This is a genomic window from Burkholderia sp. PAMC 26561 (assembly GCF_001557535.2).
Classification (GTDB): Bacteria; Pseudomonadota; Gammaproteobacteria; order Burkholderiales; family Burkholderiaceae; genus Caballeronia.
This window is the reverse complement of record NZ_CP014307.1, coordinates 1,301,448-1,320,111: the sequence shown is the minus strand read 5'-3', so window position 1 is coordinate 1,320,111 and position 18,664 is coordinate 1,301,448. Positions and strand designations below refer to the sequence as shown.

The window sequence follows — 18,664 nt, the reverse complement described above, 5'->3', positions numbered from 1 at the left end:
GGAACATCACTTGCAGCATTTTCCGGCAACGATCTGGAGGCGGTAATGAGCGACTCGTTTAATCTGCAACGTTTTGTCGATGCCCAGAATCCGTTGTTCGAAACGGTGACTTCGGAACTCGAAACCGGCAAGAAACGCACGCACTGGATGTGGTTCGTGTTTCCGCAAATCCAGGGGCTGGGACATAGTGACATGGCGCGACGCTACGCCATATCTTCAGTGGACGAGGCACGCGCATACCTCGATCATCCTGTGCTTGGAGAGCGTCTGCGGGTGTTGACGCAAATCGTCAACGCGCTCGAGGGACGCTCGGTGGAACAGATTTTCGGCTACCCGGACGACCTCAAATTCCATTCGTCGATGACCCTGTTCGCCCACGCCGCCACGGACAAGACGCCGTTCGAACTCGCACTCAATACGTATTTTGGCGGCGAACCGGATGCGGGCACCGTGGCGCGGCTGAAGTAACCTGGGCGGGAGCTGTAAGGCAAACCGCTACAATCCGGTTCGGCGTTTTGTCCGCGGCCGGCGGATCTCATAAGGATTCGTTGTGCGGTGCGCCCTTGGCCGCTTTTATCGATGGCATGGTCAGCCTGTTTTCCCGCCCCCTTTAAATCAGCCAGGATCGTATCAGCATGCTTTCACGCGTCACCCGCCTGTTTCCCGTCTGGGCCGCACTCATCTCGGTCGTCGCCTATTTCTCGCCAGCCTCGTTCACGGGCATCGCGCCCCACGTCACCACGCTGCTCACCATCATCATGTTCGCGATGGGCGTCACGCTCTCCTTCGCCGACTTCCGGCGCGTGTTCACGCGGCCGGCGCCGGTGATTGCGGGAATCGGGCTGCACTATCTGGTGATGCCGCTCGCCGCGTGGGGAATCGCCAAGGCGTTGCGCATGCCGCCCGACCTGACGGCCGGCATGGTGCTGGTCGGAAGCGTCGCGAGCGGCACCGCGTCCAACGTGATGATCTATCTGGCGCGCGGCGATGTTGCACTGTCCGTCACCATCAGTGCGTTATCGACGCTCGTCGGCGTGTTCGCCACGCCCTTGCTCACGCGGCTGTACGTGGATGCATCGATTGCAGTCGATGTCCACGGCATGCTGATGAGCATCGTCCAGATCGTCGCGCTGCCGATCGTCGCCGGGCTGTTCATCAACCACTTTTTCAACAAGCTCGTGCGCGCGGTCGAACCGGCGTTGCCGATCATTTCGATGATCGCCATCCTGCTCATCATTTCCGCCGTGGTCGCGGGAACACAGAAGAGCATTGCGTCTGTGGGCCTGCTGGTGATGTTCGGGGTGATTCTGCATAACGGCATCGGCCTGCTTGGCGGCTATTGGGGCGGCCGCCTGCTCGGCTTCGATGAAGCCGTGTGCCGCACGCTGGCAATCGAAGTCGGGATGCAGAACTCGGGACTCGCAGCGACGCTCGGCAAGTTGTATTTCACGCCGATAGCAGCGCTCCCGGGCGCATTGTTTTCGGTGTGGCACAACTTGTCCGGTTCGTTGCTGGCCGGCTATTGGGCCGGACGGCCGGCGAAGGGATCGACGCAGGAGATGGAAGCAGCGAAGGAGTCGCGGCTCGAGGTTTGAAATCCCAAACGGTCCGGCACAACACGTGTATCGGACCGTTCCTGTCTTAACCTTCCTGCAGCGCCTTCACCACATCCGCAGTCGCCCTCACCCGCCCCATGCGCGGGAAGATGTTCCCGACTACGAACGCATGGGCCTCGGCGCTCAGCGACGTCATCGCATCTTCCGCAAACACGAGTTCATAGCCGCGATCGAATGCGCCGCGCGCCGTCGATTCCACGCCGAAATTCGTGGCAATGCCGCTCATGATCACTGTCCGGATGCCCTTGCGGCGCAGTTGCTGCTCCAGATCCGTGCCATAAAACGCGCCCCACTGGCGCTTGGTCACGACTACATCCCCGCTCTGAATCCCAAGTTCCGCCGATAACTCCGACGCGCTCGCGGGCGGCGGGGGCGAGCCCTTAGGAGGCGCAGTGGGTGCATCCGCGGAAAGGTGCAGGATCGCCGTCAGGTCGACGCGAACCCAGACGACCAGGCCGCCTTTCGCACGCACCGCGTTGGCGAGTTGCACGCTGTTTGCTACGACATCGGCGGCGGCATGCGGGCCGAGCGGACGCGCCAGAATGCCGTGTTGCAAATCGATGGCTACCAGCGCGGTGCGTTCAGGATTGAGATCGAGACTAGACATGACGGCTCCAATTGAAAGCGTGCGCAGGACAATGCGCGTGAAAATGTGAGGACAGTCTCATATTTTACGCGTTTTCCCGTTTGGCCGCAGAACATGCGTTTCAACTTATATTAGTGACTGGTGTGGCCTCGAATCCCAAAGGAACGATCATGGAACGCGATGATTTCATAGAAATGCTTGCGCGCGAGGGTTTTCAGACAACCGTGCTGGTCGAACGGGAAGCCGGCGCTTCCCTGGACAACCATACGCATGCGTTCGAAGCGAAGGCGCTGATCCTGGAAGGTGAGCTGACGCTGGACGTCGCGGGAAAACAAACGCGCTATCAGATCGGCGATGTGTTTCATCTCATGACGAATGAAGCGCACAGCGAACGATATGGCCCCGAGGGCGTGTCTTATCTGGTCGGCCGGAAACAGGCTTGACCTGAAACGACCGATGGCCGGCTATATGGCCGGCCATCGGGCATTGTGCAACTCAACGCTGCATCACTCCTTCACCACCGACGCAAACGGCATGTCCATCGGCGCCGCTGCATGCTTCTGCTTGTGCGCTTGCCGCATCGGCTTGAGCACGAACAGAGCCAGTAGCGCAGAAAGCGCCGCCATGCCGGACGCCAGCATGAACACCGCGTGCCAGCTTCCCGTGGCCGCCGTGATCACGCTGCTGAACGGCACCAGCAACGCGGCCGTTCCCTTCGCCGTATAAAGTAGACCGGCATTGGTCGCGGCAAACTTCGGACCGAAGGTGTCGCCGCATGTGGCCGGAAACAGGCTGTAGATCTCACCCCAAGCAAAGAACACGATCCCGGTCAGTATCACAAAGGCAACGGGACTTTGCCCGTACTTCGACAACGCCAGGATTCCGACTGCTTCGATGGCGAACGCCATGAACATGGTGTTCTCTCGCCCGATCCTGTCGGAAATCCATCCGAAGAACGGCCGCGTCAAACCATTGAGCACCCGGTCGATGGTCAGCGCGAATGTGAGCGCAGGCAAGGTCAGCCCGAGAATCGAAACGGGCGAGTCGTGCAAGCCGAAGTCCTTCGCGATCGGACCCAGTTGCGCAGTCGCCATCAATCCGCCGGCCGCCATCATCACGAACATGAGGTACATCACCCAGAAGATCGGCGAACTCATTACCTGCCTGGGGGTGGCGTTGTAGACGGCAGTCTTCAACGCGCTCTTGGCGTTTGCCAGCAAGCTCGCCGGCGGTGCGAACAGCGCCATGCCGAGGAAGAACACGACCAGTCCCTGACCCAGGCCGAACCACAGGAAGGTCGCTTCATAGCCGCTGTTCTTGATCATGTGCGCAATAGGCACGACCGTTGCGGCCGACCCGGCGCCGAAACCCGCCGCGGTGATACCCGCTGCCAGCCCTCGACGATCCGGAAACCACTTGAGCGCGTTGCCCACGCACGTGCCGTACACAGCGCCCGCGCCCACGCCACCGACCGCGGCCGCGAAGTACAGCATTGGCAAGGAAGCCGAGATCGAATTGAGCACCCACGCAGCCGCACATAACAAGCCGCCAACGACGACTACCGGACGCGGGCCGTATTTATCGACGAGATAACCTTCGATTGGAACAAGCCATGTTTCGGTCACGACGAAAATCGTGAACGCGACCTGGATGGCCGCGCGGCCCCAGTGATGCTTTTCATCGATCGGATTGACAAACAGCGTCCAGCCGTACTGCATGTTCGCGATCATGGCCATGCAGATCACGCCGAACACGAGCTGCACCCACGGCGATGCCAGGCGCGACTCTCCTACCGGGCGATTCGTTTCCATCACTGTCTCCTTGGCATTTGCTGCCTTGTATTCGGGACGCCGAATTGACGTCTGCCTCATTGCCGTCTCGTTTGAGAGGTAGCAATGGGATACACAATATGTGATATATCAAGTAAGTCAAGTGAAAGAAATGACGGGGTTTTCACCAGATCGGGTTATTACTGAATGGAATATGAAAGAACGCCTCACATTTTCTCGACGACTTTTCAAGGGCCAAAAAAAGCCCGCAGGCATGCCTGACGGGCTGAGGCGTGGTGCGCGACATGGCAGTCCGCAACACGTATGACCGTTATAGTCGAAAGCTAAACGTAATGTAAGTTATTTTTGTTATTTATTTGAAAGAATTGACCGCATACATCGCGATGGAAGGAGGACGGGTTTTCAGCCGTTGAACAGCGTACTCCGCGCCGCATTCATGATCGATGAAATCGCGGGATGGCTGATACGTCTTTCGATGGAAATCGCGAAGAACTCCTCAACGATCGTCTCTATATGCCCGATCGCCACCAGTCCATGTTCGCGTTTGAGTTGCGCCGCCAGGACCGTGGGGGCGAACAGCACACCGCGGCCTTCGCGGCCGAAAGCGAGCGTGAGCGCGCTGTCATCGAATTCTCCGACAATGCGCGGCGCTATTCCGCGAGACTTGAGCCAGTGATCGAGCTTCCTTCGCACGGCCGATTCCGTTCCGGGCAGCAACATGGGCATGTCGCTGAGCGATGCCGGGTATGACCTCGCGCCGCGGGTTGCCAGCGCCTTGGGTGCAAAACAGCTCAGCGTGGAGCGGCCCAACGAATGATTGAAGGCCTTTACGTTCACATCAGGGGGAATCGGCGCGTCGGCGATGATCAAATCGAGTTTGTGCACTGCAAGCTGCGATAACAGCGAATGCAGTTTGCCTTCGTTGCAGATCAGTTTCAGCGAGGTCGACAAGTTCAAGGCCGGTTCGAGCAACCGGTAAGCAACCGTTTTCGGCACCGAATCCGCCACACCCACGCGCAGTTGCGTACGCGCTGCTTCCCTCTCCTGCCGGACAGCGCTCTCGAGTTCGGCACCCAGGGAAAAGATCTCATCGGCGTAATCGAGCGCGAGCCTGCCGGCGTCGGTCAGCTCCAGATTGCGGCCGCTTTTCTTGAAAAGCTTTTTGTTGAGCGTTTCCTCGAGCAGTTTGATCTGTCCGCTGAGGGTTTGCGGCGTGATGTGCAACTGCGCACCCGCTCGGGCGATGCCACCCGCGTGCGCCGCGACCCAAAAATAATACAAGTGCTTGAAGTTCATCCTGGCCCTGTAAGCGACACCCGATACATCGATATTCCCGAACGATCGACGTTGAAAATACGTATATTACATTATGCTTACTTACTATACATTGGGACTTCGGTAGCGACGAAAACGAAGGAGCCAAGAGAATGAAATGTCCCATGTGCAAGACCCCGGAGCTGTTGATGACAGACCGGCAAGGCATCGAAATCGACTATTGCCCGACGTGTCGCGGCGTATGGCTGGATCGTGGGGAGCTCGACAAACTGATCGAGCGTGCGCCGGAAGAAGGCCGCGTGCAGAGCGCTGCGCCGCAGCCCGCTGCGATATTGACGAACGCCAGCACTGAACGCAGGCGGGACGAGCGCATCCGCTACGACGACCATGATCGCCGCGACGACGAATATCGCAAGCGCCGTCATCCATACAAAAAGAAGAAGTCGATGCTCGGCGAGCTGTTCGACTTCGGCTGACCTTGAAGCCTTGAAGCCCCTAAGCTTCGGATTTTTCGATCAATCAAACACGGCCCTTCGTTGAACGGCCGGATATCAGCGAGGTTCTGAATGACAACCGTTGCGCAGTTACTGAGTTCCAAACCGGATCAGTCGTTTCACACAATAGAGGCCACGGCGAGCGTGTTCGACGCCATCAAGCTGATGGCCCACAAGCAGATTGGCGCGTTGGTGGTGACGTCTGGCGACCAGATCACCGGCATCTTCACGGAGCGCGACTACGCACGCAAGATCGTGTTGCTCGACCGCTCGTCCAGGGTGACGCCGGTCGGTGACGTGATGTCGAGGGCGGTTCGTTATGTTCGTCTCAACCAGACGACCGAGCATTGCATGACGCTCATGACGGACAACCGCATCCGCCATCTTCCGGTTATCGATGGAGGATTGCTGATCGGGATGGTGTCGATCGGCGATCTGGTGAAGAACCTGATCGCGGAGCAGCAGTTCACGATACATCAACTGGAGCACTACATTCGCGGCAACAGTCATGCCGATGTGCCGGAAGCCGAAACACGATAGTCATGTCGGACCTGTTAGCGAGGTTAAGCAACATGCGACGCGCAAACGAACTGGAAGTCCATCTGGACAGAAACACGCATTCGGACCGTTTCCGAAAATTGTTTTCAACGAAACTGGATATGACGATCAAGCGGGCACGGTTCACGACCCGGCTGGTTGCATCGTATATGGGCGTGAAGGAGCACGAGGTCCACTTTTGGCGGGCCGGGATCACACTGCCGGGCAGCGGACAATGCCGGCGTCTTTCCAGGCTTTTAAGGGTCGACGTGGCGTGGTTGTGCGGGACGCCGGCCACGGCCGCCTGAGAACTGATGCATGGCGCGATATTCAGCTCGCGCCTCGACGTTCGCCACGAGCTCCTTGAGGTTGGGCGCCGTCAGGCCGGCGGCGGGATCATCGAGCAGCAGGAGTCGGGGATCGATATGCGGAATTTCCTGGCGGCTTTTGGCGCACTCAAGGCTTGTGCCGTCTGAAATGCCCCAGGAGAGGCACGTGTCGCCCCGGCCCGTTCTCTGTCATAATGAGGCGCTTCCGACCGCCACTTTTCGCCAATCAACGCCTTACATTGCCACGAACCGAGTTCGCGCATCCCCGTCCCCGCACCTTCTGATGCAGCCTTTCATCGTCTTGCTCGTCCTGTTTTCCGCGCTGCTGCACGCAACCTGGAACGCATTCCTCCATTCCAGCGCGGACCGCGTCTGGCAGTTCGGGATGATGTCGTTCCCCTATATCGTGTGTTCCGCTGTTGCACTGCTGCTCGTGCCGCCACCGGCGCGCGAGAGCTGGCCGTACATCGGCGCTTCGGCAGTATTGCAGTTCGGTTATTGCGTGGCGCTCGCAAAAGCCTATAAAGCCGGGGACTTCGGACAGATCTATCCGATCGCGCGGGGGCTTTCGCCCCTGCTCGTTTTCGCCGGCGCGTTCGTGTTCGCGGGGGAACATCTTCGGCCGCTGGCGCTGGCAGGGGTGACGCTGGTATCGGCAGGCATCATCTCACTCGCATTCCGCAAGCGCCGTTTCGCCGCCGCAAGCGTGCCGGCCGCGCTTCTGACAGGTGCGTTCATCTCGGCTTATACGATCGTTGATGGCCTTGGCGTGCGTGTCGCGGGAAACAGCTTTGCGTACATTGCATGGGTGTATCTGCTCTTCAACGTGCCGTTCGCGGTGTTCGCGCTGTACCGATACGGCGGTCCGCGCCGACTATTTCTGAGCGACCCGCGCCGTTCAATGCAGGGCATGGTGGGCGGCGCAATTGCAATGGTGGCGTACGGGATTGTGGTCATCGCGTTTCGCTACCTGCCGATCGCGATGGTCTCCGCGTTGCGCGAGCTCAGCTCAATTTTTGCGGTGCTGATCGGCTGGATGTTCCTGAGCGAGAAGCTGACCGCGCGACGCGTAGTGGCGTGCGCGCTCGTTACGGCCGGCGCGGTTCTGATCAGGATTTAAGATCTACTTTGCAACCGGAGTCACTTCAACCGCTGTGGCAGAAATATATACCACGTGAACAGTGTCCCCGGCCTTGAGCTTTTTTGCGGCCAATTCCGGCGGGATACCAAACGTTTCGGTATGCCACGGTCCGCGTAGCGTAATCGTTTTCTTCTTTTGATCAATACTTTGCACAGTCGCAATAATCTCGATTTCCTTTGCCGCGCCGAAACCCGATGCGTCGGACGCAGAGGCGAATGCCGTCGTATCGACGCGCTTTCTCAGACCGGCATCCGCAACTGTTGATTTGACCGCTCTCAACAACAGGGCTTCCTTGATCAGTACATCAACGCGATCACCGATTTTGAGCGAATCGAAGTTGGTAACCTGGGGACTGACCGCCACCGGGACGACATGTCCTTTGGATCCTTTGAGAGAAAGGGTTCGTGAACCGATATCAATCCCCACGATCTGCGCCTGGAGATGGCGTGGCGCCGAGGCCAGCGCGGTTTTAATGGCGTCGGTGGAAAGCTGATCATCGGTTTGCGCGCTGACATTTACGATCGCCAAGCAGCCAGCCAGCGATGCAGCCAAAATCCATTTTGCGTTCATGCATTTCTCCGGACGATGAAATAGTTAATCGCGCTTCAAATCAATTTAATTTCGAATCAGAAGCGCAAACGCACTAAAGCGCTAACGATATTTATACCGCGACGCTTGCGTCACTGTCCATTGATCCGCGTCAATTACAGATTAACCGGAGATTGTGTCTTGTATTTTGATAACTGAATCAATTCAATAATTAAAATAATAGGAAAGGTTATCGACGTAGAGTCGTTAATCCTTTCCATAGCCGGGCGGCGTTAAGCGACGGTTGTCTCAGGCGGGACGCGTGCCGCTCAAAAGGCGCAGGCGCGTGATTTCGGACGGTGCGGCAATCCGGATAGGCGGTCCCCAGTAGCCGGTTCCGCGGCTTGTGTACACCCATAGGTCATTGAGCTTTTCGAGGCCCGCCACAAACGGCTGCTGCAGCCGTACGAAGAAATTCCACGGCAGGAACTGGCCTCCGTGGGTGTGACCCGACAACTGCAGTGTAAAACCTGCCTTCGATGCCGCCGGCGCGCTGCGTGGCTGATGCGCGAGGAGCAGGCGGAACATGATGTCGGCGGGTGCACCGAGCATCGCCTTGGCTGGATCGCTCTTGTGCGCGGGATCGAAGCTGCCTGCGCCGTAGTCGGTCACGCCGGCCACGATCGCGCGCGCGCCATCGTGGTCGACCACCACATGTTCGTTGAGCAAGACAGTGAGCCCAAGCCGGCGGAATTCAGCGATCCACTTGTCGGCGCCCGCGTAATACTCGTGATTCCCAGTCACCAGAAACGCGCCGTGACGCGCCTTTAATTCGGACAACGGGCGTGTGTGGGCAGCAAGATGCGGCACGGAACCGTCGACCACGTCGCCAGTCACGGCAATCAGGTCGGGCTTCAGCGCATTGACGGCGGCCACGATCTTTTCCACGTACTGGCGCTTGATGGTCGGCCCGACGTGGATGTCGCTGATCTGGACAATGGTGAAGCCATTGAGCGCTGCAGGCAGGTTATCGATGGGCACGTCCACGTTCTTGACTGCCGCCCGGCGGCGCGCGCTGTAGATGCCGAACACCGTCACCAGCACGGCCAGCACCGGAACGCCGAGGGCGCTCCATGCCCTGAATGCCGGCCAGGGGTTTACAGCATTTTCACTGCTGCTCGCCAGGTGCAATACCAGCAGCACGATGTCCCGAAGAAACGTCAGCACGAGCAGCGAAGAGAAGAAACCCATTATCAGCAGCCCGATCCACGCCAGGCGATCGGAAAGCGGCTGCTGCCCGATGTTGCGCGCGATCATGCCGAGCGGAATCAACATCACCGACACCACCAGCGCAAGTACCGCCAGTATCTTGAGCGCGGTCCCCACGGGCGCCGCAGGAATGAGGCGCACGCCGATATACACGTGAAACAGAATCCCGATGCCGATTATGCGGATGAAAAATGCGGAACGTCGCATAGGCCGCCTGGTAGAAAGTGAGGCCGGCTTCTGGCCGGCGTAGGGCGCGGAGCAATCGTCGCGATGTCCGACATGCGCATCGACCGAGAATTGGCCGATGCAAAACGGCATCCGATTCTACCGGTTCACCAAAAAGCCTGCCGACGCATCGTACTGGGTGTTGCTGCCAACTTCTTGTGCGTTAAAAAATAACCCGCAAGAAGCGGGTTATTTTTCAATCGAACAGACCTTGAACGCCGCTCAAGGGGCCGATGCAGCCTTTGCAGCCGCAGACTTCTTCTCTGCGTTCTGGATGTTTTGCGGATAGTTGGTCTGGTCGCCGGCCGGGTTGTAGCCGTTCTTCTCCAGATCCTTCAGTTCCGCATTTTTCTTGGTGCGCGCTGCTTTCCGATCGGCCTTGCGTTGCGCCTTTTGCACTTGCTTCGGGGTGGAAGCGGCGGTATCGGTGGTTTGCGCCATTGCGACCGGGGCGGTCATTCCAGCAGTTGCCACTGATACGACGAGAGCCAATGCAGCCATGCGGATTCGGTACATATCGAGATTCTCCACGAAAAGCGGTTTTTTTGTGCGGCAGCGCCGGTGGCGTCTTCCGCGTTTGTCGTGCTGGACCTGCATGTTTCGTTACGTGCCGGTTATCCGCGCATCGGTCTTCGTAAGCCTTGTAATCTTTATGTGCGGGTAACTGATACGCGAACGTATATTAACCAACTCTTTGTGCCTCCGTGTAGCACAAACGTAAGATGCAAATCAGCATTCGCGATGATAGAAATGACGCGAATGCTTCTTTGCACAATTCAGTTTGAGCGCACGGTCAGGAACGAAAGCACGAGACTTCCGCGTTGGGCGCTTGTCGATTGCGTTCGGGAAGTAATCCTGCTATCAAAATTATTATGCAATCCTTATTGAAATGCGATTCCGTGCACGTGCCCTTTTCAAAGATTGCGGGCAAAAAAATCCACCCGGCTCCCGCCGGGTGGATTTTTCTTTGCGACTACGCTTGGATCTCAGAGGTACCTTGACTGCTGCGCCGCCGCGCTTCCGAGGAAGCTAAGCGAGTCGGTATGGAACCGGCCCACTCACCATTCGTCATCCAGCGGGGATCTGGATCACCAACGAAGCATGCATGATGAAGACCTGACACGCGTAGAGCTATCGGACGAATCCGACTGCTCAGCGGGGGACCTGGCCACTTGCCGGCGCAGCGGGATTCACTGCATTGACGAGAACGCGCGTACCCGGCACGACCGCCGCAACCGCTCCCGGCGAGTTGGCCTGCACGGTCAACTCGGCGCCTTGCGTGTCACGGAGTGTCACTGAGCCGCGCTGGCTATCCACGCTCGTTACCTGGGCGACAGTCTCCCTGCCATCTTGCGTGGGCACTGCGGCGAGTCTGGAAGATTCGAGCACGGTAAGACGAACCGGTCGCGCTGTCGTGCCATACACTGCGGTGCCTGCCTTGAGCCTGTCGAGGTTAGGGATGTTGGGGCCGACCTGGAACGATTCCGTGACGCCCTGAGCGTTTATCACGGTAACGCTGTGTGTGGCCGTATCCACCGATTGCACCTTGCCGCCAATGCGTACGTTCGTGGTGCCGTCGATAGACGCTGCAAACGCGCTCGTCATCAGGACGGAGGATGCCGCCGCGATCATGGCGATCTTGATGGATTTACTGGACTTCGATTTCATTTTGCTGCTCCTGCCGGACACTGAGGGTCTGCTCGTGCGCTGTCCGGTGTTCAATCGCACAAACTGTTCAAAAACGTGAACCCAGTTTGTTTTTCGAGATGAGCGATGTCAATTGAACCGGGGTATTTTTAGGTATCCTCCTATTCACGACTGTCGAATAGGAGCCACTTTAAAACAGTCAATTTCACAGCGCGATGAATGACATTGCTTTCGAGCGTCGTACACTGTTGCAATCACGCCCCGCGTACTTATTTAGGATGACGCAGTCCATTACAATACGCGCCTGCAATCTTTGCCCGGCATCGGGCGATGGGGAAATACCATGTCACTTCTCGACGTGGACACTATCGATTACGTCGGCGTGAACATCCTGTTCAAGCGCGTGTACGTCGGCATCTTCGACGACCTCGACTGGGATGATGAAGCCACGCATTTTTCGTTGCTGACGAAAAAGATAGATCGTTACACGCAGTACGTCCGCTCCGGCCAGTTGCTGGCGGCTTACCCACGCGTGCGAGGTTATCCGGTGATCATCGAATATGTCGCCATGCGGCCAATGACACGTACCGCGGAGGCGTTCTGGAAGACGCGCGAGACAATCATCCGCGCGGTGGGGTTCGATGTCCGCTGCCGCACAGTAGATGTGCGGCATGCCACAGCACCTGACTCAGTCGTCGCTGATGTCGTCGGGACTACGAACGTGAAGAGCGGCGTGCTGGTGGATACCCGGCTGGAATCCGTTGCCGACGTACTCGATCTTGCGATGCCGCCAGCGGCCGAGACGAGACATTCGAATGAGATCGTGCGAGTCGACCATCATCCGATTCTGGTGATGCATAAGAAAACATCGTCCGGACGGTGAGCTTTCCGAATCGCATGATCGGATTGTGACGAATTTGTGAATTTGACCAAAACAAAAAGGCGAAGCCCCTACGGGCTTCGCCTTTTTTCGCTTTACGGCGCAGCAAGCATTTGCCTGATGCAAATGCGGTGCAGCTTTTCGTTATTCGCCGCCGACGTTCGTCGGCAAACGGCGTTTGTGCGAGATCGCGACCGGGCGCTTGGAATCCCCATCGCGCGAACTGCCCGAACTGGTGCGCGCCGCGCCCGCGGTGAACGCCTTGCCGGTGTCTTCCTGGATGGTCGAGATGGAATGCTTGTAGACCGCCTGAATGCCGGCAGCCGAGCTCAGCATGACCAGGTACTGATCAAAGGATTCGATGTGACCAACCAGCCGCACCCCGTTCACGAGGAAAATTGCGACACGCTTGCGCTCCTTGCGAGCCGCGTTCAAGACATCGCTCTGACTTTGCTGCTGGGATTCTGTAGCCATTCTTATTCGACCTGACGTTAGTATTTCGGGCTCATTTCGGCAGACATCCGCCGAAACATGGGTCAATGATGCCAGATCATCGGCCGTCGCATTGTTTGCCCCCATTCGAGCGTGTTCGGTGCATGGAGTTCAAATTTCACTGAAATCGTGGTCCCATACTACCCCGCTGGAATTTCCCGCGCACATTGTCGTTCGACAACGGCAATATAAAAACGGACAAAGTCTCTCTGTTCAACGCCTTTCGAAACGATCGCCGACAAACCGCAGGCGGAAAAAAACTGTCATGGCCAAATGCGTTGGTCATGACAGCTTTGTCGTTCACGCTTACTGAAGGCAGCACGCGGCAAACCTGCCGCGTTGCCCGGTCCAGAATTACTGGGCCGGAGCCGGGGCCGCCTTCTTCTGCTTGTGCTTGAACAGATGCGGCTTGCCGCGCGAGCTGCCCGGCGTCGATGAGTTGTCGCCGCCCGTGGTCGGTCCGGCCGTTGCCGCGCCGTGCGCATTACCACCACCGCCGCCACCGTTGCCGTTGCCGCCGCCGCTCTGGGCCATGGCCAGGCCGGATGCCGCCATCAACAGCGCGGATAAGGAAACCAGTGCGATCGCTTTCATTGTAAATCTCCAAGGAACGTCATTTTGTAGTGGTTTGCGGATCATCCGGTTTTGCGCCCGATGATCGACATCTGGACAACGCGTCGAATGTAATGGATTGCCCGCACCGCTTCAACACTAGTTTCTACCGACAACGCTGGTTTAGGCGCATGAAGTCACGCCGGCGGCCCGGGAAGCAGGGTAATGAGCTGCCCCGCGACGCTGTCGAGTATTTCCTTCGATAAAACCGGGTCCGACACCGCCCGCGCCAGCCCGATTGCGCCAAGGCACGCAGTGAACTGCAGAATGGCGCGAGCGCGGCGTGCGGCGGGGTCGGCAATATCGAGCAAACTTTCCGAGAATCCGATGTTGTGTTTGACGCGCTCGGTGTACACGTCGCGCGTGGCGTCGCTGCTGCGCGCGACGTCGCCCAGGAGCGCCCCCAGCGCACAGCCCCTGCCTGGCGAATCCCGGTGCGCTTCGCTCAGATAATCGCGCACGCCCATCTCGAGAGACTTGACCCGTGCTTCCCATGCGTCAAGGCTTTCGAACGCGACGTCGAGCGCTTCGGTTACCAGCTCGTCGCGCGATTCGAAGTGCTTGTAGAAACCGCCGACGGTCATGCCGGCTTCCTTCATCACATCGGCGACGCCGATACCATCGAGTCCAAGCTCCCTGAAGCGCCGCGCCGCCACTTCGACAATGCGCTGGTGCGTTGCCGCCTTCTCTGCTTGTGAATGTCCCATGAGTTGCGTTCGTCCTTTGGCGGGGCGCCTGGAAACGCGCCCCAGGGAATTGATTTTATACGCTGTCTTGTCTGGAGTTTCGCGCGGCCTTCCAACCGGTTCCTGTCACCTCACGCCCCCTGCTTTGAAAAAGCGGTTTTCCGGCCGCGGCAGGCCGAGATTTTCCCGCAACGTTCGGCCTTCGTATTCACGCCGGAAAATGCCGCGAGACTGCAGTTCCGGCACGACTTTATCGACGAAATCGTCCAGGCCGCCGGGCAGGTACGGGAACATCACGTTAAAACCATCCGAGCCCCCTTCAACGAGCCATTGCTCCATCTGGTCGGCGATCATGGAGGGCGTGCCCACCATCTCAAGCCCCGAGTAACCGCCTACGCGCTGCGCGAGCTGGCGAATCGTGAGGTTGTCGCGCGCCGCCCATTCGATCACGCGTTCCCGGCTGCTCTTGCTCGCATTCGTCTCGGGAATCTCGGGCAGCGGACCATCGGGATCGAAGCCGGAGACATCGTGGCCGAGCATGATGCAAAGCGATGCAATACCGCTGTCGTAGTGCACGAAGGTATCGAGGAGCGCGCGTTTTTCCTGCGCTTCCTCGAGCGAATCGCCGATCACGACGAACGCGGCAGGCAGGATCTTCAGGTGTTCGGGATCGCGGCCAAGGCGCGCCATGCGGCCTTTGACGTCGGCATAAAAGCACTGGCCTTCGGCAAGTGTCTTCGGCGCGGCGAAGACGGCTTCGGCGGTTTCGGCCGCGACCTGGCGTCCCGCTTCCGATGACCCCGCCTGCACGATGACCGGCCACCCCTGCACCGGCCGCGCGATATTGAGCGGGCCGCGCACCGAGAGGCTCTTGCCCTTGTGGTTCAGCACGTGCATCTTCGCGGGATCGAAGAAAGTGCCGCTTTCAACATCGCGGACAAAGGCGTCGTCGGCCCAGCTATCCCAGAGTCCGGTCACGACATCGAAAAACTCGCGGCCTCGCTTGTAGCGTTCGCCGTGTTCGACGTGTTCGTCCAGTCCGAAGTTGAGCGCGGCATCGGGATTCGCTGTCGTCACCAGGTTCCAGCCGGCGCGGCCGCCGCTCAAATGATCGAGCGACGCAAAGCGCCGCGCTACGTGGTACGGCTCTTCGAACGTGGTGGACGCCGTTGCAATCAATCCGATGTGCTCGGTCACCGCGGCAAGCGCCGAGAGCAACGTGAGCGGTTCGAACGAGGTCGCCGTGTGGCTTCGCCTCAATGCCTGGGTAGGCATGTTGAGCACCGCGAGATGATCGGCCATGAAAAACGCGTCGAAACGCCCGCGTTCCAGCGTCTGCGCGAAGCGCTTGAGATGCGCGAAATTGAAGTTGGCATCGGGGAAGGCGCCGGGGTAACGCCACGCCCCGGTGTGAATGGTGGCCGGGCGCATGAAAGCGCCCAGCCGCAAGCGACGTTGCGTGGTCATAAAGCTCCGCTCGAGCGTTGATTGAGATGCCCCTGCGTCTTTTGTCTTTTGTTCAAGAGAGGCAGGCACATGGTTCATGGACGATCACCATCCGTAAAATACGTCGGCTGGCAAAAACGTGCACAAACGGCGTTCAACGCAAAAGCCGCCGGCCACGATCAGGCGGCATGCACTTCGAATGCATCGACACGATCCTGATAGAACGCGAGATGACCCTTGATCTCCGCCACCGCCGGATACGTGTCCTCGTAAGTCCACACCGCATTCGCCGAACGCTCGCCACCAAGCGGGATGCTGTAGTACGAACATTCGCCTTTGTAAGGGCAGTACGTTGCATGGTCCGTGCGTTCGAGCAAGGACATGTCGACGTCCTTGCGAGGAATGTAATAGACCGGCGAATACGATGCCTCATGCACGGTGAGCGCTTCGCGGGTATCGGCGAGTACGCGCCCGCCTATGGACACCGTGATACGCGACGGATTCGGCTCGATCGTGATCGGATGATCGGGCCCTGGAATCTTCACTGTCTTCGTCATGGCTTCTGCTCCTGGACTGCGGGTTAGGTGATGCCGTGTGTTGCAGCGTATCGGAAAGCGGATTTTTCTGCCGTGTACGGGCTGCTGCATGCGGGTTGCATGCGGGTTGGATCGTCCCGTAGCCCCGCCCCCGGTGAATCAAAATACAATGGCGCAGCTCAAACGCCGTCCGGCTTCGCGCAATCCATCCTCTGGAGCTTCGCCCCATGGCACTCGGAAATATCAACGATATCGCCATGTTCGTCGCCGTGGTGAAGGCGGGAAGCTTCACGATCGCCGCAAAGCAGCTCGGGCTCACGCGCTCGGCAGTGGGCAAAAGCATCGTGCGTCTCGAGCAGCGCCTGAACGTGCGTCTCCTCAACCGCACGCCACGCAGCCTGAGCCTCACCGATGACGGCGAGGTGTTCTTTTCGCGTTGCACGCAGATACTGGATGACCTCGAGGAAACCGAACTCGCAATGGCCGTACGCAGCGCGAAGCCCACCGGTGTGTTGAAGCTCAGCGTGCCTTCGGGCCTGGGACATCGGCATGTGATGCCGGTCATCGAATCGTTCCTGCAGACATGGCCCGATGTGCGCGCCGAAGTGAGCTTCACGGACCGGTTCGTCGACCTGATCGATGAAGGAATCGACATTGCGTTGCGCATCGGCGATCCGCGTCCCGACTCACGTCTCATTGCCCGCACGGTCGCGCAGCAGCGCTTGCTGACGTGCGCATCGCCAGACTACGTGAAGGCGCACGGTACGCCGAAAACGCCCGGCGATCTCCTTGGCCACGAGTGCCTGTTTTTCATGAGCGCGGGACGGCCGCAACCCTGGACGTTCAACGATCCCGCCACGAACGAAGTGAGCCACGCGACGCGCCTGCAAATGGACAGCGCAGAAGCATTGGTCGCGGCCGCCGTGCACGGTTTCGGCATCATCAACATGCCGACGTACCTGCTCGAAGACAACGTACGCGCAGGCAAGCTCGTACCCATGCTGTGCGAATTCCAGCCAGAGACCCAACCTATCCGCGCGATGTATCCGACACGCAGGCATCTCTCACCGAAGGTGCGGATCTTCATCGATTTGCTGACCCGGACCTGGGGCGAAATCGCCCCATGGGATCGCGATCTCGCCCCGTGATCCATGCTCACGCGCAGGCCATGGCCTCTTCGCTGTAAAACGGATAGTCGGTGTAGCCCTTCTCCGTGCCACCCCAGAACGCCGAACGGTCGTAGTCGTTCAACGGCAAGTTGTCCTTGAGCCGTTTGGGCAAATCCGGATTCGATGCAAACCAGCGCCCGAACGCAACGAAATCTGCGTCGCCTTTTTGCAGGATCGCTTCTGCGCCATCACGATCAAAACCGCCCGCCGCGATGATCGGCCCTTTGAAGATCTTGCGCAGGAACACGGACGCGACCGGCGCCTGATCCTCATGCAGTGTCTCGACGCCCTTCACACGCGGTTCGATGATGTGCAGATACGCCAGCCCGAAGCGGTTCAGTTGTTCGGCGACGTAACCGAAAGTCGCTTCCGGGTTGCTGTCGGAGATTTCACCCCACTGACCACTGGGCGATACACGCACGCCCACACGATCCGCGCCCCACACCGAGCTCACCGCCTCGGTCAGTTCCAGCAGGAAGCGCGCGCGGTTTTCGACTGAACCGCCGTAGGCATCCGTGCGTTTGTTGGTGCCGTCCTGCAGGAATGTATCGATGAGATAACCGTTCGCGCTATGAATCTCGACGCCGTCGAACCCCGCTGCGAGCGCACGCTCCGCACCCTGGCGAAAGGCTTCGACAAGTCCCGGGATTTCATCGATACCCACCGCCCGATGCATCGATACCGGCACCCAGCCGTCCTGCGTCATTGCGAGTCCTTCGAACGGTACTTCGGACGGCGCTATCGGCGGCGAACCGCCGGTCAGGTCGACGTGGGACTGGCGGCCATCGTGAACGAGCTGCATGAAGATGCGCGCGCCTTTTGCGTGTACCGCGTCGGCGATCTTCTTCCAGGCTTGGATATGGTGATCGTCGTAGATCCCCGGACCACCGGCGTAACCGCGGCCGCTCTTCATCACGTGCGACGACTCGGTGATCATCAGCGCTCCTTCGGATGCACGCTGGCTGTAGTACTCGACCATCATCTCGCTCGGACTGTCGTCCGGGTCCGAACGCAATCGCGTCATTGGTGCGAGCACGACACGATGCTTGAGTTCATAACGGCCGAGTTTGGACGGCGAAAAAAGCTTGGACATGGCGAGCTCCTGATCTTCAACAGTGGATGCAGGAAACAATGCTTCCCGCGACGGAATGAAGCGTATATCCACCGATGGGGAATGGGGTTCCCCATAAACGCGCCGCGTCCGCACGCTTGCCGCTGCCTATGTAAGCGGTCATTTTGAAGCCCGGATCGCTTTATTCGTCGGATCACAACAGTGTATTTACTATTTAAGGGTTTCTACCTAGATCGCCGAGGAATAAGATCTTTTCACGGATCGAAACAAGCGATGCCGATCAGCTTCCAGCCCACCGGAACGCCGACACCGCAAGCTTCGTAATCGATAACCA

At 58.8% G+C, this 18,664-nt stretch carries 23 protein-coding genes; 10 read left to right on the top strand and 13 right to left on the bottom strand.

What is annotated here, in order from left to right:
- Positions 1-45 precede the first annotated feature (45 nt).
- Together AXG89_RS21570 and panS are read left to right on the top strand one after the other, a co-directional pair.
- Positions 46-468: a DUF1810 domain-containing protein gene (locus AXG89_RS21570; protein WP_062172350.1), complete on the top strand. Its 423-nt coding sequence runs from the start codon at positions 46-48 to the stop codon at positions 466-468.
- 167 nt (positions 469-635) lie between these two features.
- Entirely contained in the window at positions 636-1,595 is a 960-nt protein-coding gene (panS, locus tag AXG89_RS21565) for a ketopantoate/pantoate/pantothenate transporter PanS (RefSeq protein ID WP_062172349.1), read from the top strand.
- 46 nt (positions 1,596-1,641) lie between these two features.
- On the opposite strand, the gene AXG89_RS21560 is transcribed toward panS, so the two are convergent.
- Positions 1,642-2,223: a hydrolase gene (locus AXG89_RS21560; RefSeq protein WP_062172348.1), complete on the bottom strand. Its 582-nt coding sequence runs from the start codon at positions 2,221-2,223 to the stop codon at positions 1,642-1,644.
- 149 nt (positions 2,224-2,372) lie between these two features.
- Here AXG89_RS21560 and AXG89_RS21555 point away from each other — a divergent pair, with 149 nt between their 5' ends.
- Positions 2,373-2,645: a cupin domain-containing protein gene (locus AXG89_RS21555; protein ID WP_062172347.1), complete on the top strand. Its 273-nt coding sequence runs from the start codon at positions 2,373-2,375 to the stop codon at positions 2,643-2,645.
- Positions 2,646-2,708: 63 nt separating this feature from the next.
- Here the strand turns inward: AXG89_RS21555 and oxlT are convergent, their stop codons facing one another.
- Both oxlT and nhaR read right to left on the bottom strand, forming a co-directional pair.
- Complete coding sequence (gene oxlT, locus AXG89_RS21550) at positions 2,709-4,013, bottom strand: oxalate/formate MFS antiporter (protein WP_062003629.1); 1,305 nt, start codon at positions 4,011-4,013, stop codon at positions 2,709-2,711.
- A 381-nt stretch (positions 4,014-4,394) separates the two neighbouring features.
- Positions 4,395-5,288 (bottom strand): transcriptional activator NhaR, encoded by an 894-nt coding sequence (nhaR, locus tag AXG89_RS21545; RefSeq protein ID WP_062172346.1) that lies wholly within the window; start codon positions 5,286-5,288, stop codon positions 4,395-4,397.
- A 131-nt stretch (positions 5,289-5,419) separates the two neighbouring features.
- On the opposite strand from nhaR, the gene AXG89_RS21540 reads away from it, so the two are divergent.
- The 5 genes from AXG89_RS21540 to AXG89_RS21525 all read left to right on the top strand — a co-directional run bounded on the left by AXG89_RS21540 (position 5,420) and on the right by AXG89_RS21525 (position 7,747).
- On the top strand, positions 5,420-5,743 hold the full coding sequence (locus AXG89_RS21540; RefSeq protein WP_062172345.1) for a TFIIB-type zinc ribbon-containing protein: 324 nt from the start codon (positions 5,420-5,422) through the stop codon (positions 5,741-5,743).
- Between the two features lie 90 nt (positions 5,744-5,833).
- Complete coding sequence (locus tag AXG89_RS21535) at positions 5,834-6,301, top strand: CBS domain-containing protein (protein WP_062002606.1); 468 nt, start codon at positions 5,834-5,836, stop codon at positions 6,299-6,301.
- Positions 6,302-6,333: 32 nt separating this feature from the next.
- Positions 6,334-6,606 carry a hypothetical protein gene (locus AXG89_RS21530; RefSeq protein ID WP_069638416.1) on the top strand — a complete coding sequence of 91 codons (273 nt, stop codon included), beginning with the start codon at positions 6,334-6,336 and terminating at the stop codon, positions 6,604-6,606.
- Positions 6,607-6,612: 6 nt separating this feature from the next.
- Positions 6,613-6,774 carry a hypothetical protein gene (locus tag AXG89_RS42250; protein ID WP_162916099.1) on the top strand — a complete coding sequence of 54 codons (162 nt, stop codon included), beginning with the start codon at positions 6,613-6,615 and terminating at the stop codon, positions 6,772-6,774.
- Between the two features lie 136 nt (positions 6,775-6,910).
- Complete coding sequence (locus AXG89_RS21525; protein ID WP_062172344.1) at positions 6,911-7,747, top strand: DMT family transporter; 837 nt, start codon at positions 6,911-6,913, stop codon at positions 7,745-7,747.
- A 3-nt stretch (positions 7,748-7,750) separates the two neighbouring features.
- Here the strand turns inward: AXG89_RS21525 and AXG89_RS21520 are convergent, their stop codons facing one another.
- From AXG89_RS21520 to AXG89_RS21505, 4 genes are all read right to left on the bottom strand, one after another.
- A complete protein-coding gene (locus tag AXG89_RS21520; protein WP_062172343.1) occupies positions 7,751-8,338 on the bottom strand; it encodes a DUF1344 domain-containing protein in 588 nt (195 codons plus the stop codon).
- Positions 8,339-8,605: 267 nt separating this feature from the next.
- Positions 8,606-9,772, bottom strand: coding sequence for a metallophosphoesterase (locus tag AXG89_RS21515; RefSeq protein ID WP_062172342.1), 1,167 nt, complete (start codon positions 9,770-9,772; stop codon positions 8,606-8,608).
- A gap of 240 nt (positions 9,773-10,012) precedes the next feature.
- On the bottom strand, positions 10,013-10,306 hold the full coding sequence (locus AXG89_RS21510; RefSeq protein WP_062002603.1) for a DUF4148 domain-containing protein: 294 nt from the start codon (positions 10,304-10,306) through the stop codon (positions 10,013-10,015).
- Positions 10,307-10,942: 636 nt separating this feature from the next.
- Entirely contained in the window at positions 10,943-11,458 is a 516-nt protein-coding gene (locus tag AXG89_RS21505; RefSeq protein WP_143325588.1) for a hypothetical protein, read from the bottom strand.
- Between the two features lie 322 nt (positions 11,459-11,780).
- Between AXG89_RS21505 and AXG89_RS21500 the strand changes: the two genes are divergently transcribed.
- Positions 11,781-12,320: a DUF6572 domain-containing protein gene (locus AXG89_RS21500; RefSeq protein ID WP_062002589.1), complete on the top strand. Its 540-nt coding sequence runs from the start codon at positions 11,781-11,783 to the stop codon at positions 12,318-12,320.
- Positions 12,321-12,461: 141 nt separating this feature from the next.
- Here the strand turns inward: AXG89_RS21500 and hfq are convergent, their stop codons facing one another.
- The 5 genes from hfq to AXG89_RS21475 all read right to left on the bottom strand — a co-directional run bounded on the left by hfq (position 12,462) and on the right by AXG89_RS21475 (position 16,110).
- On the bottom strand, positions 12,462-12,791 hold the full coding sequence (gene hfq, locus AXG89_RS44685; protein ID WP_062002588.1) for an RNA chaperone Hfq: 330 nt from the start codon (positions 12,789-12,791) through the stop codon (positions 12,462-12,464).
- Positions 12,792-13,163: 372 nt separating this feature from the next.
- On the bottom strand, positions 13,164-13,403 hold the full coding sequence (locus AXG89_RS21490; RefSeq protein ID WP_062002587.1) for a hypothetical protein: 240 nt from the start codon (positions 13,401-13,403) through the stop codon (positions 13,164-13,166).
- Positions 13,404-13,558: 155 nt separating this feature from the next.
- Positions 13,559-14,128: a TetR/AcrR family transcriptional regulator gene (locus AXG89_RS21485; RefSeq protein WP_062172340.1), complete on the bottom strand. Its 570-nt coding sequence runs from the start codon at positions 14,126-14,128 to the stop codon at positions 13,559-13,561.
- Between the two features lie 105 nt (positions 14,129-14,233).
- Positions 14,234-15,574, bottom strand: coding sequence for an LLM class flavin-dependent oxidoreductase (locus tag AXG89_RS21480; RefSeq protein ID WP_062172339.1), 1,341 nt, complete (start codon positions 15,572-15,574; stop codon positions 14,234-14,236).
- Positions 15,575-15,732: 158 nt separating this feature from the next.
- Positions 15,733-16,110, bottom strand: coding sequence for a DUF427 domain-containing protein (locus AXG89_RS21475; RefSeq protein WP_062172338.1), 378 nt, complete (start codon positions 16,108-16,110; stop codon positions 15,733-15,735).
- Between the two features lie 206 nt (positions 16,111-16,316).
- Between AXG89_RS21475 and AXG89_RS21470 the strand changes: the two genes are divergently transcribed.
- Complete coding sequence (locus tag AXG89_RS21470; protein WP_062172337.1) at positions 16,317-17,237, top strand: LysR family transcriptional regulator; 921 nt, start codon at positions 16,317-16,319, stop codon at positions 17,235-17,237.
- A 7-nt stretch (positions 17,238-17,244) separates the two neighbouring features.
- Here the strand turns inward: AXG89_RS21470 and AXG89_RS21465 are convergent, their stop codons facing one another.
- The gene (locus AXG89_RS21465) at positions 17,245-18,351 is read right to left on the bottom strand and encodes an alkene reductase (protein ID WP_062172336.1); all 1,107 of its coding nucleotides are present in this window, start codon (positions 18,349-18,351) and stop codon (positions 17,245-17,247) included.
- Between the last annotated feature and the right edge of the window lie 313 nt (positions 18,352-18,664).

What these genes read in the sequence shown, in the direction of transcription:
- AXG89_RS21500 (WP_062002589.1), top strand. Translation starts at nt 11,781, where the DNA reads ATGTCACTTCTCGACGTGGACACTATCGATTACGTCGGCGTGAACATC.
- AXG89_RS21465 (WP_062172336.1), bottom strand. Translation starts at nt 18,351, where the DNA reads ATGTCCAAGCTTTTTTCGCCGTCCAAACTCGGCCGTTATGAACTCAAG.
- AXG89_RS21470 (WP_062172337.1), top strand. Translation starts at nt 16,317, where the DNA reads ATGGCACTCGGAAATATCAACGATATCGCCATGTTCGTCGCCGTGGTG.
- AXG89_RS21480 (WP_062172339.1), bottom strand. Translation starts at nt 15,574, where the DNA reads ATGACCACGCAACGTCGCTTGCGGCTGGGCGCTTTCATGCGCCCGGCC.
- oxlT (WP_062003629.1), bottom strand. Translation starts at nt 4,013, where the DNA reads ATGGAAACGAATCGCCCGGTAGGAGAGTCGCGCCTGGCATCGCCGTGG.
- AXG89_RS21535 (WP_062002606.1), top strand. Translation starts at nt 5,834, where the DNA reads ATGACAACCGTTGCGCAGTTACTGAGTTCCAAACCGGATCAGTCGTTT.
- panS (WP_062172349.1), top strand. Translation starts at nt 636, where the DNA reads ATGCTTTCACGCGTCACCCGCCTGTTTCCCGTCTGGGCCGCACTCATC.
- AXG89_RS21490 (WP_062002587.1), bottom strand. Translation starts at nt 13,403, where the DNA reads ATGAAAGCGATCGCACTGGTTTCCTTATCCGCGCTGTTGATGGCGGCA.
- AXG89_RS21510 (WP_062002603.1), bottom strand. Translation starts at nt 10,306, where the DNA reads ATGTACCGAATCCGCATGGCTGCATTGGCTCTCGTCGTATCAGTGGCA.
- AXG89_RS21475 (WP_062172338.1), bottom strand. Translation starts at nt 16,110, where the DNA reads ATGACGAAGACAGTGAAGATTCCAGGGCCCGATCATCCGATCACGATC.
- AXG89_RS21540 (WP_062172345.1), top strand. Translation starts at nt 5,420, where the DNA reads ATGAAATGTCCCATGTGCAAGACCCCGGAGCTGTTGATGACAGACCGG.
- AXG89_RS21555 (WP_062172347.1), top strand. Translation starts at nt 2,373, where the DNA reads ATGGAACGCGATGATTTCATAGAAATGCTTGCGCGCGAGGGTTTTCAG.
- AXG89_RS21530 (WP_069638416.1), top strand. Translation starts at nt 6,334, where the DNA reads ATGCGACGCGCAAACGAACTGGAAGTCCATCTGGACAGAAACACGCAT.
- hfq (WP_062002588.1), bottom strand. Translation starts at nt 12,791, where the DNA reads ATGGCTACAGAATCCCAGCAGCAAAGTCAGAGCGATGTCTTGAACGCG.
- AXG89_RS21525 (WP_062172344.1), top strand. Translation starts at nt 6,911, where the DNA reads ATGCAGCCTTTCATCGTCTTGCTCGTCCTGTTTTCCGCGCTGCTGCAC.
- nhaR (WP_062172346.1), bottom strand. Translation starts at nt 5,288, where the DNA reads ATGAACTTCAAGCACTTGTATTATTTTTGGGTCGCGGCGCACGCGGGT.
- AXG89_RS42250 (WP_162916099.1), top strand. Translation starts at nt 6,613, where the DNA reads ATGCATGGCGCGATATTCAGCTCGCGCCTCGACGTTCGCCACGAGCTC.
- AXG89_RS21570 (WP_062172350.1), top strand. Translation starts at nt 46, where the DNA reads ATGAGCGACTCGTTTAATCTGCAACGTTTTGTCGATGCCCAGAATCCG.
- AXG89_RS21560 (WP_062172348.1), bottom strand. Translation starts at nt 2,223, where the DNA reads ATGTCTAGTCTCGATCTCAATCCTGAACGCACCGCGCTGGTAGCCATC.
- AXG89_RS21485 (WP_062172340.1), bottom strand. Translation starts at nt 14,128, where the DNA reads ATGGGACATTCACAAGCAGAGAAGGCGGCAACGCACCAGCGCATTGTC.
- AXG89_RS21515 (WP_062172342.1), bottom strand. Translation starts at nt 9,772, where the DNA reads ATGCGACGTTCCGCATTTTTCATCCGCATAATCGGCATCGGGATTCTG.
- AXG89_RS21505 (WP_143325588.1), bottom strand. Translation starts at nt 11,458, where the DNA reads ATGAAATCGAAGTCCAGTAAATCCATCAAGATCGCCATGATCGCGGCG.
- AXG89_RS21520 (WP_062172343.1), bottom strand. Translation starts at nt 8,338, where the DNA reads ATGAACGCAAAATGGATTTTGGCTGCATCGCTGGCTGGCTGCTTGGCG.